The 15,709-nt window shown below is 65.3% G+C and carries 18 protein-coding genes and 1 pseudogene; 14 read left to right on the top strand and 5 right to left on the bottom strand.

The window, feature by feature from the left end:
- The first annotated feature begins 16 nt into the window (after nt 1–16).
- The 10 genes and pseudogenes from rplC to rpsQ all read left to right on the top strand — a co-directional run bounded on the left by rplC (nt 17) and on the right by rpsQ (nt 4,968).
- Nucleotides 17–673, top strand: coding sequence for a 50S ribosomal protein L3 (gene rplC, locus CHEID_RS08930; protein ID WP_112768814.1), 657 nt, complete (start codon nt 17–19; stop codon nt 671–673).
- Nucleotides 670–1,311: pseudogene (rplD, locus tag CHEID_RS08925) on the top strand (50S ribosomal protein L4); the annotation flags it as partial. The gene rplC and the pseudogene rplD, both read left to right, overlap by 4 nt.
- An 89-nt stretch (nt 1,312–1,400) precedes the next feature.
- Complete coding sequence (gene rplW, locus CHEID_RS08920; protein WP_112768816.1) at nt 1,401–1,706, top strand: 50S ribosomal protein L23; 306 nt, start codon at nt 1,401–1,403, stop codon at nt 1,704–1,706.
- Nucleotides 1,707–1,747: 41 nt separating this feature from the next.
- Nucleotides 1,748–2,590 carry a 50S ribosomal protein L2 gene (rplB, locus tag CHEID_RS08915; RefSeq protein ID WP_112768817.1) on the top strand — a complete coding sequence of 281 codons (843 nt, stop codon included), beginning with the start codon at nt 1,748–1,750 and terminating at the stop codon, nt 2,588–2,590.
- Nucleotides 2,591–2,606: 16 nt separating this feature from the next.
- Nucleotides 2,607–2,885, top strand: a complete 279-nt coding sequence (rpsS, locus tag CHEID_RS08910) for a 30S ribosomal protein S19 (protein WP_010269028.1) — start codon at nt 2,607–2,609, stop codon at nt 2,883–2,885.
- Between the two features lie 3 nt (nt 2,886–2,888).
- Nucleotides 2,889–3,251 (top strand): 50S ribosomal protein L22, encoded by a 363-nt coding sequence (gene rplV / locus CHEID_RS08905; protein ID WP_112768818.1) that lies wholly within the window; start codon nt 2,889–2,891, stop codon nt 3,249–3,251.
- Nucleotides 3,251–3,997: a 30S ribosomal protein S3 gene (gene rpsC, locus CHEID_RS08900; RefSeq protein WP_112768819.1), complete on the top strand. Its 747-nt coding sequence runs from the start codon at nt 3,251–3,253 to the stop codon at nt 3,995–3,997. Before rplV ends, rpsC begins: the two co-directional genes overlap by 1 nt.
- A 6-nt stretch (nt 3,998–4,003) precedes the next feature.
- Complete coding sequence (gene rplP / locus CHEID_RS08895) at nt 4,004–4,420, top strand: 50S ribosomal protein L16 (RefSeq protein WP_112768820.1); 417 nt, start codon at nt 4,004–4,006, stop codon at nt 4,418–4,420.
- Entirely contained in the window at nt 4,421–4,654 is a 234-nt protein-coding gene (gene rpmC, locus CHEID_RS08890; protein ID WP_112768821.1) for a 50S ribosomal protein L29, read from the top strand.
- Nucleotides 4,651–4,968, top strand: coding sequence for a 30S ribosomal protein S17 (rpsQ, locus tag CHEID_RS08885; protein ID WP_112768822.1), 318 nt, complete (start codon nt 4,651–4,653; stop codon nt 4,966–4,968). Before rpmC ends, rpsQ begins: the two co-directional genes overlap by 4 nt.
- 153 nt (nt 4,969–5,121) lie before the next feature.
- On the opposite strand, the gene CHEID_RS08880 is transcribed toward rpsQ, so the two are convergent.
- Both CHEID_RS08880 and CHEID_RS08875 read right to left on the bottom strand, forming a co-directional pair.
- Complete coding sequence (locus CHEID_RS08880) at nt 5,122–5,319, bottom strand: helix-turn-helix transcriptional regulator (RefSeq protein WP_112768823.1); 198 nt, start codon at nt 5,317–5,319, stop codon at nt 5,122–5,124.
- A 6-nt stretch (nt 5,320–5,325) separates the two neighbouring features.
- Complete coding sequence (locus tag CHEID_RS08875) at nt 5,326–5,787, bottom strand: hypothetical protein (RefSeq protein WP_112768824.1); 462 nt, start codon at nt 5,785–5,787, stop codon at nt 5,326–5,328.
- Nucleotides 5,788–6,105: 318 nt separating this feature from the next.
- Between CHEID_RS08875 and CHEID_RS08870 the strand changes: the two genes are divergently transcribed.
- The 4 genes from CHEID_RS08870 to CHEID_RS08855 are packed head-to-tail and all read left to right on the top strand — an operon-like array spanning nt 6,106 to nt 10,125.
- Complete coding sequence (locus CHEID_RS08870; protein WP_112768825.1) at nt 6,106–7,140, top strand: ABC transporter substrate-binding protein; 1,035 nt, start codon at nt 6,106–6,108, stop codon at nt 7,138–7,140.
- Entirely contained in the window at nt 7,137–8,279 is a 1,143-nt protein-coding gene (locus CHEID_RS08865) for a FecCD family ABC transporter permease (RefSeq protein ID WP_238599231.1), read from the top strand. The genes CHEID_RS08870 and CHEID_RS08865 overlap by 4 nt, the downstream gene beginning before the upstream one ends.
- Nucleotides 8,279–9,331 (top strand): FecCD family ABC transporter permease, encoded by a 1,053-nt coding sequence (locus CHEID_RS08860; protein ID WP_112768826.1) that lies wholly within the window; start codon nt 8,279–8,281, stop codon nt 9,329–9,331. Before CHEID_RS08865 ends, CHEID_RS08860 begins: the two co-directional genes overlap by 1 nt.
- Entirely contained in the window at nt 9,331–10,125 is a 795-nt protein-coding gene (locus tag CHEID_RS08855; protein WP_112768827.1) for an ABC transporter ATP-binding protein, read from the top strand. Before CHEID_RS08860 ends, CHEID_RS08855 begins: the two co-directional genes overlap by 1 nt.
- Here CHEID_RS08855 and CHEID_RS08850 read toward each other — a convergent pair.
- From CHEID_RS08850 to CHEID_RS08840, 3 genes are all read right to left on the bottom strand, one after another.
- Nucleotides 10,112–12,685, bottom strand: coding sequence for a GNAT family N-acetyltransferase (locus CHEID_RS08850; RefSeq protein ID WP_181645859.1), 2,574 nt, complete (start codon nt 12,683–12,685; stop codon nt 10,112–10,114). The two genes, CHEID_RS08855 and CHEID_RS08850, sit on opposite strands and share 14 nt — an antisense overlap.
- Entirely contained in the window at nt 12,685–14,106 is a 1,422-nt protein-coding gene (locus CHEID_RS08845; protein ID WP_112768829.1) for a lysine N(6)-hydroxylase/L-ornithine N(5)-oxygenase family protein, read from the bottom strand. The genes CHEID_RS08850 and CHEID_RS08845 overlap by 1 nt, the downstream gene beginning before the upstream one ends.
- A gap of 70 nt (nt 14,107–14,176) precedes the next feature.
- The gene (locus tag CHEID_RS08840; protein WP_181645960.1) at nt 14,177–15,682 is read right to left on the bottom strand and encodes a pyridoxal phosphate-dependent decarboxylase family protein; all 1,506 of its coding nucleotides are present in this window, start codon (nt 15,680–15,682) and stop codon (nt 14,177–14,179) included.
- Between the last annotated feature and the right edge of the window lie 27 nt (nt 15,683–15,709).

The raw sequence follows: 15,709 nt of genomic DNA, 5'->3' as shown, positions 1-15,709 counted from the left end.
CAGCGGAGAACAAAGAATGAGTGAAACTGAGATCAAGGGCATCCTGGGCAAGAAGCTCGGCATGACCCAGATCTTCGACGAGGACAACCGGGTCGTTCCGGTCACCGTCGTGGAAGCTGGGCCGTGCGTGGTCACCCAGGTGCGCACCAACGAAACCGATGGCTATGAAGCCGTCCAGATCGCCTACGGCGAGATTGACCCCCGCAAGGTCAACAAGCCGGCGACGGGCCACTTCAAGAAGGCCGGGGTCACCCCGCGCCGCCACGTGGCCGAGATCCGCCTGGAGGACGCCTCCGGCTACCAGGTGGGCCAGGACATCACCGTGGACATCTTCAACGATGTGAAGTTCGTGGACGTCACGGGCATTTCCAAGGGCAAGGGTTACGCCGGTGGCATGAAGCGCCACGGCTTCGCCGGCCAGGGTGCCGGGCACGGTAACCAGGCCGCCCACCGCCGCGTTGGCTCCATCGGCCAGGCCGCTACCCCCGGACGTGTGTTCAAAGGCAAGCGCATGGCAGGCCGCATGGGCAGCAACAAGGTGACCCTCCAGAACCTGAAGGTCGCCAAGATCGACGCAGAATCCAACCTGCTGCTGATCAAGGGGGCCATCCCCGGCAATAACGGCGGCATCGTCGTCGTCAAGACCGCAGTGAAGGGTGGTGCACACGCATGAGTAACCTCACGCTCGATGTCCATACCGCCGACGGCGCAACCAACGGCACCGTAGAGCTGCCCGCTTCCATCTTCGATAAGGAAGCCAGCATTGCTCTCATGCACCAGGTAGTCAATGCGCAGTTGGCAGCCAAGCGCCAGGGCACGCACGCCACGAAGACCCGCGGCCAGGTCCGCGGCGGTGGCCGCAAGCCCTTCCGCCAGAAGGGGACCGGCCGGGCCCGTCAGGGTTCCATCCGCGCGCCGCACTTCACCGGCGGTGGCATTGTCCACGGGCCGCAACCCCGCGACTACTCCCAGCGGACCCCGAAGAAGATGAAGGCCGCCGCTCTGCGCGGTGCCCTTACCGACCGGGCCCGTCACGCACGGATCCATGTCGTGGAAGAGCTGGTCCCCGGCCAGGTACCCTCCACCAAGGCCGCCCGCGCCTTCCTGGAGCGCCTGAGCAACCGCAAGCGCCAGTTGGTGGTGCTGACCCGCGAGGACATCACTGCGCGCAAGTCCATCAACAACCTGCCGAACGTGCACTACCTGGTGTTCGATCAGCTGAACACCTACGACGTGCTCAACGCCGACGACGTGGTGTTCTCCGTAGAGGCGCTGAAGGCATTCATCGATTTCGCCGACCGGAGCAAGAAGGATGTTGTGGACGCCACGGACCACAGCGTTCCCGCTACCGGCGCCGAATCCGCAGCCGCCCCGGCTGAAACCCAGAAGGAGGAGGCACTGTGAGCACCATCGCCGATCCCCGCGACATCATCATCGCTCCGGTTGTGTCTGAAAAGTCCTACGGCCTGATGGAGCAGAACGTCTACACGTTCCTGGTGAACCCGAACTCCAACAAGACCCAGATCAAGATTGCCGTCGAGCAGATCTTTGGCGTGAAGGTGGCCAGCGTGAACACCGTCAACCGGGAGGGCAAGCGCAAGCGCTCTCGCTCCGGTTACGGCCAGCGTAAGGCAACGAAGCGCGCCATGGTGACCCTGGTCGCCGGCAGCGATCCGATCGACATCTTTGGTGGTACCGCCGCCTAGTGCGGACGGTGAAAACCGAGAGGTAATAAGGAAGCACAAGTATGGCTATTCGCAAGTACAAGCCGACTACGCCGGGTCGCCGCCAGAGCTCCGTCTCCAAGTTCGACGAGATCACTCGTTCGACGCCCGAGAAGTCTCTGCTGCGCCCGTTGCCGAAGAGCGGCGGCCGTAACGTTCACGGCCACATCACCACCCGTCACAAGGGTGGCGGCCACAAGCGCCGCTACCGCGTTATCGATTTCCGTCGCAATGACAAAGACGGCATCGTGGCGAAGGTCGCTCACATCGAGTACGACCCGAACCGCACCGCCAACATCGCTTTGCTGCACTACCGGGACGGCGAGAAGCGCTATATCATCGCCCCCCGCGGCCTGCAGCAGGGTGCCCTGCTCGAGTCCGGCGCCGAGGCCGACATCAAGGTGGGCAACAACCTGCCGCTGCGCAACATCCCCACCGGTACGACAATCCACGCCGTGGAGCTGAAGCCGGGCGGCGGCGCCAAGCTGGCCCGCTCTGCCGGAATGTCCATCCAGTTGTTGGGTAAGGAAGGCAAGTACGCCATCCTGCGTATGCCCTCCTCCGAGATCCGCCGCGTGGACATCCGTTGCCGCGCCACCGTGGGTGAGGTCGGCAACGCCGACCAGATCAACATCCGCTGGGGCAAGGCCGGCCGGATGCGCTGGAAGGGCGTTCGCCCGACGGTGCGCGGTGTGGTCATGAACCCCGTGGACCACCCGCACGGTGGTGGTGAGGGTAAGACCTCCGGTGGTCGTCACCCGGTTTCCCCGTGGGGCCAGCCTGAGGGCCGCACCCGCAAGCCCAACCGCCCGAGCGACCGGATGATCGTCCGCCGTCGCCGCACCAACAAGAACAAGAAGCGCTAAGAGGAGGTAGTAGAGAATGCCACGCAGCCTGAAGAAGGGCCCATTCGTCGACGAGCACCTCCTAGCGAAGGTGGACGCGCAGAACGAAAAGGGCACCAAGCAGGTCATCAAGACCTGGTCCCGTCGCTCGACCATTCTCCCGGATTTCATTGGGCACACCTTTGCTGTGCACGATGGCCGCAAGCATGTTCCCGTCTTCATCGACGACTCGATGGTGGGACACAAGCTGGGCGAATTCGCACCGACGAAGACCTTTAAGGGTCACGTCAAGGACGACAAGAAGGGTCGTCGATAGAACATGACTGAGACCATTAACTCCGCTCGCGCCACCGCACGCTACGTGCGTGTGACGCCGATGAAGGCCCGCCGTGTCATCGACACGATCCGGGGCAAGTCCGTGGAGGACGCCCTCGCCATCCTGAAGTACGCCCCGCAGGCTGCTTCCGAGCCGGTGAGCAAGGTAGTCGCCTCCGCAGCGGCCAACGCCGAGAACAATTTCGGCCTGGACCCCCGCACCCTCGTGGTGAGCGCAGCTTACGCTGACGAGGGTCCGACGATGCGCCGCTTCCGTCCCCGCGCTCAGGGTCGTGCCTTCCACGTCCGCAAGCGCACCAGCCACATCACCGTGGTCGTCGAGAGCCAGAAGGGAAGTGCTCAGTAGTGGGCCAGAAAATCCATCCCCACGGCCTCCGGCTGGGCATCACGTCCGAGTGGCGCTCCCGCTGGTACGCCGATAAGCAGTACGCCGATTACCTCGCCGAGGACATCAAGATCCGGGAGTTCCTGTCCAAGGGCCTGGATCGGGCCGGTATCGCCGATGTTGTCATCGAGCGCACCCACGACCGTGTCCGCGTCGACATTCACACCGCCCGCCCGGGCATTGTCATCGGGCGCCGGGGTTCCGAGGCCGACCGCATCCGCGGTGCCCTGGAGAAGCTGACCGGTAAGCAGGTTCAGCTCAACATCCTCGAGGTGAAGAACATCGACGCGAACGCCCAGTTGGTGGCCCAGTCCATCGCTGAGCAGTTGACGAACCGCGTCGCCTTCCGTCGCGCCATGCGCAAGGCCATCCAGGGCGCTATGCGCCAGCCGCAGGTCAAGGGCATCAAGGTTGTGTGCTCTGGCCGCCTGGGCGGTGCCGAGATGGGTCGCACCGAGCGCTACCACGAGGGTCGCGTCCCGCTGCACACCCTACGCGCCGAGATCGACTACGGCACCTACGAGGCCCACACCACCTTCGGCCGCATTGGCGTGAAGGTGTGGATCTACAAGGGTGACGTTGTCGGTGGCCGCCGTGAGTCCCTGATGAACGCCCGCGATGACCGCCAGTCCCGTGGCGGCCGCCGCGAGCGCCCGCGCCGCGGTGGTGCCCGCCGCCAGCGCGCTGAGCAGAAGCAGGAGGGCTAAGAACTAATGCTTATCCCGAAGCGCGTTAAGTACCGCCGCCAGCACCGCCCGACCCGTCGTGGCGTGTCCAAGGGTGGCAACCGCGTGACGTTCGGCGACTACGGCCTGCAGGCCCTGGAGCCGACCTACATCACCAACCGTCAGATCGAGTCCGCTCGTATCGCCATCAACCGCCACGTCAAGCGCGGCGGCAAGGTGTGGATCAACATCTTCCCGGATCGTCCCCTGACCCAGAAGCCGCTCGGCGTGCGCATGGGTTCCGGTAAGGGCCCCGTGGAGAAGTGGGTGGCCAACGTCAAGCCGGGCCGCATCTTGTTCGAGATTTCCTACCCGAACGAGGCGATGGCCTTGGAGGCCCTGCGCCGTGCGGGCAACAAGCTGCCCTGCAAGGTCCGCATCGTGAAGAAGGAGGATCAGTTCTAAATGGCTACCGGAACTCCGGCACACGAACTCCGCGACCTCAGCAATGACGAGCTCACCGCTCGTCTGAGCGAGTCCAAGGAGGAGCTGTTCAACCTCCGCTTCCAGATGGCCACCGGCCAGCTGAGCAATAACCGTCGACTGGGCGTGGTCAAGAAGGACATCGCCCGTATCTACACCGTCCTGCGCGAGCGCGAGCTCGGACTTTCTACGAGCCCGGGTGGTGACGCTGCATGAGCGACGTAAACGGAGCAACTGTGAACCAACCAAAGACCAAGGCCGAGGCCGCTGCGGCGCGCACGAAGGGTGCCCGCAAGGTCCGCACCGGCTACGTGGTGTCCGACAAGATGAGCAAGACCATCGTGGTTGAGCTCGAGGACCGCAAGCGCCACGCCCTGTACGGCAAGATCATGCGTACCAACACCCGCGTGAAGGCGCACGACGAAAACGAGATCGCGGGCGTGGGTGACCGCGTCCGCATCGAGGAGACCCGGCCGCTGTCCAAGGACAAGCACTTCCGCCTGGTCACCATCGTGGAGAAGGCCAAGTAGTTTCCCGTCCTGCCAGGCTGTTCTATGGCCGGGCACGGCTGAAGGCGCTCTGGCTCGCTCTCGATACCTACAACCCCCGGTTCTCCTGGCTGTACTGCCGGGAGAATGGGGGTTTCGGTGTGTCTGTGGCTGCTCGCCGGTGCAATCGCCCGGTTAACGCGGGTCTGGGTAGAAGATGTCCTCGATGGGGAGCTGGAACTCTGCAGCTATTTGAAATGCTAGGGGCAGGGACGGGCAAAACCGGCCCTTCTCGATGGAGATGACGGTCTGTCGCGTCACCCCTAGGCGCTCCGCCAATCCCTGCTGCGAAAACCTGTGCTGGCGGCGCAGCTCGGAGACTCGGTTCCTCATGAGCCTCTAGCGGGCTTTCCGCACGGTGTAGCTTATGCCGAAGGTCAGAGCGGCGGCTCCGAACACGGCGGAGAGCGTCAAGGCGATGGTAGGGCGATGCCAGAACATGGCCATGTATGCGCCGAGTCCAGTGGCGGCTAGCAGGATGTGGAAAGCATCGGACGCCGCAGAGGCGTACCACGTGCTCTCGACGGCCTCTTCGGGTTTGGCTACGGCGCCGGGGAGAGATCCTCGGTCCACAAGTGCCACCCATGCCAACGCCGTAGCGGCGGGTGTGACAGCCATGCCCCAAACTAGCGTGCTCAGCCACGGTGAGGACCCGTCGGAGGTGACGGCGAGATTCACACACGCCAGCACCGCCGAAACCAGAAGGCCGAGGGGAAGGGCTGCAGGCAGCGCTGGCACGTTGCGTGTGCCGCGGACGAGGCCATAGCGGTAGTTGGTGGGTGGGTGCTGGGTGTTCGGCATGGTCCCTTCCTCCAAAGATGCCTGTGGGTCGTAACCGAGCCTAAGTAAAAGAAGCTTTACAGTCAAACAAATTTGACATGGGGTGCGGGATGCTTCGGGCTGGGCGAGGCCTGTTCGCGGGGTGGTGAGAGCAGCCGCTGGCGTCAGGGAGGTCGGACTCTGTCGGGTCGAGAGCCGGCGCTAGGGACGTCGCCGTACGTGACCGTTCGGTCCGTGTGCTGGCCGAACCCATGGGTAAGGCTAGCCTTGCTTTAAATAGGCTAGCCTTGCTACATTCACCTCTTATCGAAACTAAGTAGCAACGTTAAAGAGGCACGCATGACAACATCTCTAGTTCCCCTAACTCACGGTGGAACCCACCGCGAAGCGTCGTCGGACTCGCCGCCCGCGGGTGCCGCGCCGTCCCACCGCGGTCGACGCACCCGGCTCAAGGCACTCGCCGCCACCATTGTGGCCGCCGGGCTGGTGTCGGCGGGATGCGCTAAGGGGAACGTGGATGGGTCGGACCAGGCCGGCACCCAGGGCACCAACGAGCGTGTTGCCTCCCTGGGGCTGGGTGATTCTGACACGCTCCTGGCTCTTGGCGTCGCCCCCGTAACAATCGCCGCATGGGGGCAGAAGGGCGACGTGGACGCCTCCGGTGTGGGCCCCTGGGCCAAAGACCTGCTGGGGGACAAAAAACCGAGTGTGATCTACGACGTGGCCCGCGGCTTCACCCCGCAGGTCATCGAGGAGGTCACCAAGGCGGACCCCACCAAGATCATTGCCGTCAACCAGGCCGTGGATAAGCAGGCCGCCGACTCGTTGAACAAAATCGCGCCCACCACCCTTAAACCCGAGGGCACCCAGGACTGGCAAATCCCGTGGCAGGACCAGGTAAAGACCATTGCTGGGGCCGTCGACAAGAAGGACAAGGGGGAGGACCTCATTGGGCGCACAAACAAGGCCTTCGAAGAGTTCCGTAAGAACCACCCCGAACTACAGGGCAAAAAGGCCGCGGTGGTGATGCCCTACCAGGGCAAGTTGGGGTTGTACACCTCCGGCGACGGTCGCGGTGCCTTCATCGAATCCCTCGGCTTTGACATCCCCAAGGAACTCGAGGGCGACGGCAAAACCTTCTACCGCGATATCGCCCCGGAGAACTACGATCAGCTCAACTCCGTGGACTACCTGTTCGTCCTGGACTACCAGGGTGCCGTGGATGCCGTGCGCAAGGAACCGACCTTCAACAACCTCGACGTGGTACGGCAGGGCAAGGTGCGCTTCCTGTCGGAGGACACGGGGAATGCGATGAGCATGCCCAACCCGGTGACCATCCCCTGGGCCATTGAGCAGCTGAAATCCTCCCTGTGAGCGTAGCTGTGCGCGGTGAGATGCGCCGCCCGAACGCCTCTGCAGCGCTGGTGTTGGCCGGGTTAGTTCTGGTCGCCACGGCCGTCGGCTCCCTGTTCCTCGGTTCTCACGGGGCGGGGGCCGGGGAGGTTGTGCGGGCGCTGCTGGCTGGGCCGGGGCAGGTGCAGCGGGGAAGTACCGGGGAGTTCGCCGCGCTGCACGATGTGGTGTGGCAGCTGCGCGCGCCCAGGGCCCTGCTGGCGATGGCGGTCGGTGCTGCGCTGGCGATCGCCGGGGCGATAGCGCAGGTCTGGACGGGCAATCCCCTGGCGGATCCCGGAATCCTGGGGGTTAATGCGGGAGCCGGGTGCGCCGTGGCCGCAGGGGCGACCGTGGGGTGGGCGGCGACGGCGGCGGGTCGGACTGGCTTGGCCCTTGCGGGCGCTGCGCTGGCGGCCGCCGTGGTCCTATTGGTGGCCCGGGGGGCGCGGGAGCCCATGACGATGGTGCTTGTCGGCATTGGAGTGATGCTGTGCTTCCAGGCGGTGATGAACGTGCTGAGTTTGTACACCGGCGCGGCGCTCAACGGGGTGCGGATGTGGGCGGTGGGTTCCACCTCGGGCCGGGGCATGGGCGATGTCGCACTGGCCGCGGCGGGCCTGGCGGCCGGGGGCGTGTTGGCCGCGGTGGTGGCCAGGCCGCTGGATCTCGTTGCCATGGGGGAGGAGGCTGCCGCGAGCCTGGGGGTGAGCGCTGGCCGGGTGCGGCTCTTGGCGGCGGTCGCGATTGTCGTGCTCGCGGGCACGGCGACGGCGTCTGTGGGGATGGTCCTGTTCGTCGGTTTCGCGGCGCCGCACGTGGTGCGGTGGGCGACGGGGCCCGCCCTGACCCGTCTGCTGCCCGCCTGCGCGGTGGTGGGGGCGCAGATGGCCCTGGTTGCGGACGTGCTCGGGCGGTTCGTCATGCGCCCGGGTGAGTTGGAAATGTCCGTTGTGCTGGCCATCGTCGGGGCTCCCTTGATGATCGCAGTGGTCCGGCGCCGGGGACCGCGGCGCAATCGTCGGCGGTGGGCAGGTCGGCGGCGGGCGGTCGCCGTCCCGGCATTGATGCCTCTTGAGGACGCCAAAAGCCGCGCGCCCGAACCAAAGGCCGTCGCGTGATGGTCACAACCGACCCGGCCCAGCGGGTCCACGCTGTCCACGCTCGTCGACTGCGCCGCGAGCTGCTCACGGCGGTGGGCTTCAGCGCCCTGGCCGCTGCCGCCTACTGCGTGATGTTGGGGCAGGGCCCGGTGGAGCTGAGCCCGCTGCAGGTGCTGGACGTACTCACGGGGGGCGGATCCACACGGGCGATTACCGTGGTGTGGGAGCTGAGGTTGCCGGTGGCCGTGGCCACCGTTGTGGCAGGCGCCGCCCTGGGCGCGGCGGGATCCTGGACCCAGGTCATGGCCCGCAACCCGTTGGCTTCCCCGGACATTCTCGGGGTTTCCGGGGGAGCGGCGGTGTGTGTGGTGTGGGGGACTGTCCTGCTCCGCCCGGAGTGGGCCCAGCAGGTACCACTGTTCTGGTGGCGAGCGGGCCTGGGATTGCTGGGGGCTGCAATAGTAGTTGGGCTGCTGTTTGCACTGGCCGGGTTCAGTTCGGCGCAACGGGTCGTGCTGGTGGGGCTCGCACTGTCCCTGTTGGCCAACGCCCTGGTCTACTACGCCTTGGCCCGGGCGGACATGCACCGAGCTGCGGACGCCCAGACCTGGCTTGCGGGATCCACGGCCTTCGTGCGCATAGAGGCGCTGCTGCCGCTGTGCTTGGGGCTTGCGCCATTCCTCCTGATCGGCCTGTGGGCGCAGCGACAGATCGGCCTGCTGGCCCACGATGACGCGACGGCAACCACCCTCGGGGTGGACGTGCGGCGCACCCGGGCCTGTGTACTTCTGGCCGCCACCGGGGTGGTTGCAGTAGTCGTCTCCCTGGTGGGGCCCATCGGGTTTGTCGCGCTCATGGCACCCCAGGTCGCGCGGATCGTGTCTGGGGCACCTACGCCTCAGCTCCTGTCCTCAGCGGCCGCGGGCGCAGCCGTGCTCGCAGGATGTGGAGTGCTGGCCGGATTCCTCCCCTTCGCCGCACCCGTGGGGTTGACCAGCGCCATTGTCGGCGGGCCGGTGTTGGTGTGGTTGGTATGGCGTGGCGTGCAAAAGAACGGAAGGGTGGCGTGATGGCAGTTCAGGGCATCAGCGTGGAGAACCTCTCGGTCGGGTATGGCGCCGGGGCCGTGGTGGAGGAGGTGACCGTGCGCGCCGAACCGGGGACGGTGACCACGCTGCTCGGCCCCAATGGATGCGGCAAATCCACCCTGCTGAAAACCATGAGCCGGGTGCTCAACCCCATGGCCGGATCGGTGTGGGTGGGCGAGGACAACCTGCACCGGCTCAAAGCGGCGGCCGCGGCCCGTAGGGTGGCCCTGCTGCCCCAACACCCGGTGTGCCCAGAGGGGCTGACGGTGGGGGAACTGGTGGCTCGGGGCCGCCACCCTCACCGAGGTCTTTTGCACCGCGATACAGCGCAGGACAGGCGGGCGCTGTGCCGTGCGTTGGAACTGACGCATACGCAAGACTTGGTGGACCACCAGGTGCAGCAACTTTCTGGCGGGCAGCGGCAACGGGTGTGGATGGCAATGGTGGTGGCGCAGGATGCTCCCGTGGTTCTTCTCGACGAACCCACTACTTTCCTGGACCCGGCCCACGCGTTGGAGGTGCTGGAACTCACCCGTCAACTTGCGGGGGAGGGCAAGACGGTAGTGATGGTTCTGCACGATCTCATGTCGGCAGCCGGGGTGAGCGATCAGATCGTCGTGCTCAAGGAGGGCAGGGTATTCACCCGCGGCACACCCGAAGAGACCCTCACCCCGCAGGTGTTGGCCGATGTGTATCGGCTCCAAGCTGAGGTGTGGGCGGAGCCAAGAAACGGGGGAAACTTGGTCATCGCCCCCCGCGGCTTCACCGCAGACTAGGCTCTGCCTCGGCTCGGTACAGCGGATTATCGATCCGGCCGGCGTACACCAGGGAAGCATTCTGATCGCCGAGGTCCACCATGGAAGTCGGATTTCGAAGCTGTAGGCGGTTAAGGCAGGAGTGCGGGAAGTCCGGGGCCAACAGGGGCAGCCGCTCCTCGATTCCCGGGAAATCCCGGGCATATTCCAGGACACATTCGCGCACCAGGTGCCAAAAGTCCTCGGCGGCTAGGAGGTTGTTGGCGTCCATAATGGCACATAAATGCCGCAGGACCCCATCGAGAACGTCCGTTTGCACGGATAATGCCCGCTCCTCATCCGTCATGGTGCCCCGCTTGTCCTCCCGGATTCGTTCGCATTCCTCCGGGAGGGGATAATCCGCCCGCAACACGGCGACCTCTTCCCCGAGGTCTTTGAAGAAGCTCCCAACTGGAAAACCATCGCGCAGTTCCAGGATGACGTTTTCGCTATGGGGCATGAAGGCGAGCGCATATTCATCCAGCGCTCGGATGGTGGGCCGCAAGTAGACCCGCAGCATGGCCGCCACCCACTCCCGGGCGTTCCGGCCGGAGCGCTCGATCCACGCCCCGACCAGCGGGAAGCCGTGATCGTCGCAGTGGAGAATGCCCGCCAGGGTGGCTGCTACACAGCCCTCGGACAGCAAGGGAATCGGCGACTCCCGCCACAACCCAGCCAACATCTTCTGGTAGGCGGTTTTCTCCCCAGATTCCGCCGTCTGGCCACCGTGATAGACATCGCCGACATATCCCACCGTCGCCACCTCCCGCAACAGGCGCACATTATGGGCAGTGAAATCGTGATCCGCAGCCACGGTATTCTGCAGCCAATCGTTAATGGTCGGAGTATTGCTCATGTATGCAGGGGAAAGCCCGCGGGTAAATCCCATATTGCGCACAGCTGTGGCCGTCTTGACGTAGGGCAACGTCGGATCGGACATGCTCAACAGGGTACGCAAGCTCTGTTGGGGGCGATAGATTTCCAGGCCGGGTCCGATGTAGATCAGCTTGCCCGCCGCCAGGTCCTGGGCGAAAGCGCTGACTATGCGGTTATCCCATTGCCAGGGGTGAACAGGTAAGGGCGCGAAATCTTCCGGATCGTGGCCCTTGGATCGCAAGGTGTCGCAGAATCGGTGCCACATCGGCGCGCCCATGAGCCGCTGCCCGCAACCGGAAAGGGGGCCGTAGTCGGCGCACGTCTCCGTGACGCAATCGGCGCGGCGGGCGGCCAACCACACCACTTGAAAGGGATCGCCGAGCTCCGGGGCGTAGGCCTCCAACTCGCTTTCGCCCATTCCGCCCCGCCCGGCGTTGGCGACGAAACCGGGGTGCCCCTCCACCATGGAGCCCTCCACAAACTGCAGGTAGGTGGCGCGCTGAACATCAGTGGGCCCCGATTGGGAGGAGGGGCAGGCCCCAAGTGTGGCGGCCGACGGTCGCGGCCGGTGGCTAGCACGGGTGCGGGTGGCCAGGGTGGCCTGCACTTCTGCCAGGTAGGTGTGCAGATAGTCGCCGCCGAGGCCCAATTGGTCGGCACCCGCCGCAATGAGGGTGAGCAGATGCACGGGTTGACCATCCCGTGCGCGGATCGAGTGTGGGTCGATCTTCAGGTGCTCCAGGGGGTAGGGGCGGGCGGTGAAGCGCAGGTGACGGCCCCCAAAGTCCACCTCGTACTCCCGGGGTGCGCCGAAGGTTGACGGCCGATCGCTCAAGCGTTCTTCGGGCTGGTCCTCGTCGTGTTCCTCGTGCCGTTCCGGCGCTATCGGCCGAGCCACGAGTAGCCGCTCGTGGATGAACTCTCGCAGCGCCTTGGCCAGGAGGATGCGATGCATCGCCGCCCCGTGTTCTACGAGGTGCTGGGCCCCCGGGTCCAGCGGGGGCACGGCGTGGTGGGCGGACCGTTGGGCGGCGCCCGCGGGCGCGGTGAACCTCGCGGTGGCGTGGGAGGCCAACGCCGAGGCGTGGAAGCCACCAGCGGAACAAACCTGAACCCGGGCAGTCTTCGTGCCATCCCCGAAGGGGAGGGAAACCGCTGTGAGCCCGGGGACGTCCACAAACCCTGCCGCCGCGTTCTTGGCAATGATGAGGTCGTTGGCCGCGTCCGGCTCCACCACCACATTGTCCGCACCGTGCACATCCACGAGCCAGCGCATGACGGCGGCGAAAATGCAGCTCGTCAGGCCTGGTTCTGGGGCGCCTTCGGGGGGTGCGACGAGAACGTGCATACCTACTGCCGCGCCCGGGATCGTGCCCGCCGCAACGTACTCACCGAGCACGGATTGCCCCGGATCGTAGGTCTCCACGAGGGCTATGGCCGCGCCTGCGCGCTCAACGATCCAGGCCGATTCTTCAGCCGAGGCGTGAATCCGCTCGTACTCCTCGGCTACCTCATGCTCGCTGGCCCCTTGGGCACCCCAGAAGGCCGACTTGGGGTGGGTGACCCAGGCGTGCACATCGGTAATGTCCCCGTCTACCCGCAGGGGCCGGAAGGTGAGCAGCCCTGCGGTAGAGGTGAGGACGTGATCCACGCGTTGCGTTTGCACTAGCACGCCGGCCCCTCCTGTTCGTGGCGCGCCGGAGTATCCGAGCTACAGGGTGGCTGGAAGCTATCGACGGTGCCGAAGGTCTGGAAAGCGATGTGGCGTTCGATTGGGTAGACCTCCCGGCCGGTGATGGCGGCGAGGATGACCGAGTTGCGCCACGGTCCCATTCCCAGATCTGGTGCGGTGAGGGAGTGGGTGTGTTCCTCGGCGTTTTGGACGAACGCGGTGTGGTCCTTATCGACGCTAAAATCCAGGCGCACCGCGAACCGCCCCTTCGGGTCCAATTCGAACTGCTCCTGGGCGGGCTGCAGGAAGGCGGGGAAGGTCGGGCCGCGGTAGCCGGTGGCGAGCACCACGACTTCCGATTCCTGGATGAGCTGGGCACCTGATTCCTCGTGCGTCAGCTCCAGCGTGTGCGCTGCGCTGTTGCCGCTTTCAGCCCAGGCGGCACTCCACCCGGTGCGCAGGGTGGACCGGAAGGGATGGGGCAGGGTCTCGTCGAGGGAGAGCTGATAGTAGGTGTCGTAGATGTCGTTAATGGTCTCCCCTGAAATGCCTTTGTATAAGTTCCGCTGCCTCCGGTTGGTGGCGTCCCGAATATCGGTGGGTAGGGAATGGAAATACCGGGCGTATTCGGGGCTTGTCATTTCCAGCGTCAATTTGGTGTATTCCATCGGGAAGAACCTGGGCGATCGAGTGATCCAATCCAACCGGTGCCCCTTTGCGGCGCTGTGTTCCATGAGGTCCCGGTAGATTTCTGCTGCGGATTGGCCGGATCCAATGATGGTGACGGACTCCGCATCCGCAATGCGGTCCTTGTGGAATAGGTACTCGGCGGAATGGTATACGCCTTCTTCGTCCTCCTTGCCGCGCAGGGCGGGCGGGACGAAGGGTTGCGTTCCCACCCCGGAGACGATGTGTCGCGCCCGAACGGTCTGAGAAGAGCTGTCCTGATCTGCGCTATCCCGGTAGGTGACGGCCCACAAACCCGAGTCCTCTCGGTATACCTCGGTGACTGCGCTCCCCCAGCGCAGGGAGGGCAGTTGGCGGGCCACCCACGCGCAGTAATCCGAGTACTCCCGCCGCAGCGGATAGAAATCCTCCTTGATGAAGAACCGGTGGATGCGCCCCTGCAGCTTGCAGTAGTTCAAAAAGCTAAAGCGACTCGTCGGATCCGCAAGCGTCACCAAATCGGCCATGAAGGGGACCTGAATGGTGGCGCTGGGCAGCAGCATTCCCGGATGCCAGCAAAATTCTGGTTCGCGGTCCAGGAATAGCGCGCTGAGCTCCCCGGAATCGAGCAGGGGTTGGGCGAGGGCGGCGAGCCCCAGATTGAAGGGGCCGATGCCGATGCCCACAATGTCGTAGACATCTTGCTGGGCGTGGTCAGGGTTTTCGGAAAGCAGTTCGGTGGTCCTCATGCGGGGGCATCCTGTTCGACTAAAAGGGACGGGGTAGGGGGGTGGGGGGGAAAGCGCGAGTGGTGGAAGATTAGGTGGCGGCGGGGAAGGGCCGTTGGCGGTCGAGCTGGTCCGACACCGCAGCCAGCACCCCGCGCAGCTCGGCGGGGGTGAGGGCGGGGTCCAGGATGGTCAGCTTGAAGCAGGGGTTGGTCTCTACCACGGTCGTTGCGACGAGTGCGCGCCCCTGTGCCATGAGCTGTTCGCGCACGCTCTCCACGGTCTTCTGGGGGCCCGCTTGCGGATCGGCGGGGGCGAACAGCAGGGTCGATAGTTCCGGGGAGGCGACCAGGCGAAGATTGGGAAACTCCCGAAGCTGCTCGGCGGCGTTGGCGGCCAGCTCGCAGCACCGATCGAAGGCCTCCCCGATGGGCCGGGAGCCGTGGGTCCGCAGGGTCACCCACAGCTTTAGTGCGTCGAAGCGCCGCGTGGTTTGCAGGGAGTAGTCGGCCAGGTTGACCCGGGTGGAGCCCTGGGGGGTGAGGTAGCTGTCCTGCGGATTGAGGTAGTCCGCGTGGTGGGTAACGTGCCCCAGGTCCGCGGGGTTGCGGAAGACCACGGCGCTGCAGGCGACGGGCTGGTAGAAGCCCTTGTGGAAATCGACGGTGACGCTATCGGCCAACTCGATCCCGCGGAGCCGGTGCCGGGCGGTGGGGCTGACCAGGAGGGCCCCGCCGTAGGCCGCGTCCACGTGTAGGTGTGTGGCGTGCTCGGCGCACACGTTGCCAATGGGGAGTAGTGGATCGATGGCGCCGCGATCCGTGGTGCCCGCCGTAGCGACGACGGCGGCTACCGTCAACCCCTCCTTCTCGGCGCGATCGAGGGTCTCCGAGAGGGTCTGCGGGCATATTGTCCCGGGGGCCGTTGGGGGTGCTGGCATGGTGAGAAGCGCTTCGTCACCCAGGCCCAGGAGGCGAACGGCCCGGGCGACGGAATAGTGAGTGTCCTCGCTGGTGAGGAAACGCAGGCGCCCCATCTTTTCCTGGTGGCTCAGGCCCGTGTTGCTCAAGACCCGCAGTGCCTTCTCCCTCGCGATGTAGAGGGCTTGGAGGTTGGATTGGGTGCCTCCAGAGGTGAATACCCCGCGGACCGGTGGGGTCGTTTCGTCGTCTTTGTTCTTGGGGACGCCAGGGCCCTCCCAGCCGATGTGAGCGCAGACCCAATCCAGCAGATGTAGTTCCATGACGGCGGCTGCGCCCGCTTGATCCCAGCTCTCTACGGCGGTGTTGAGGCTGGTGGCGATGGTCTCCCCGGCGACAGCCGAGGCGGCGATGGGGCAGTTCAGGTGGGAGGCGTAATAGGGGTGGTGGTACCAGACGGCGTGGTCGAGCCACAGGGGGCTGAGCTCGGCGAGGGCGGAGGGGAGGTCGCCCGTGGGGTTGTCCAGGTCCACCTCTCGGACGGCCCGGGTGAGTTCGGCTGCGGTGGCGGAACCGCAGGGTTGTGCTGCGGTGCGGAAGTGGTGTTCCAGCAGCTCCTCGGCGGCTGTCAGCGCGTTGCGGAGCGCTGTTGTGTTGTGTGTGAGGAAATCGTTCATAAGTGCGCCCGAGTGTACGGGCTGTGT

The sequence above is a fragment of the Corynebacterium heidelbergense genome, assembly GCF_028609845.1.
In the GTDB taxonomy this organism is placed as follows: domain Bacteria; phylum Actinomycetota; class Actinomycetes; order Mycobacteriales; family Mycobacteriaceae; genus Corynebacterium; species Corynebacterium heidelbergense.
This window is presented reverse-complemented; position numbering and strand designations above follow the sequence as displayed.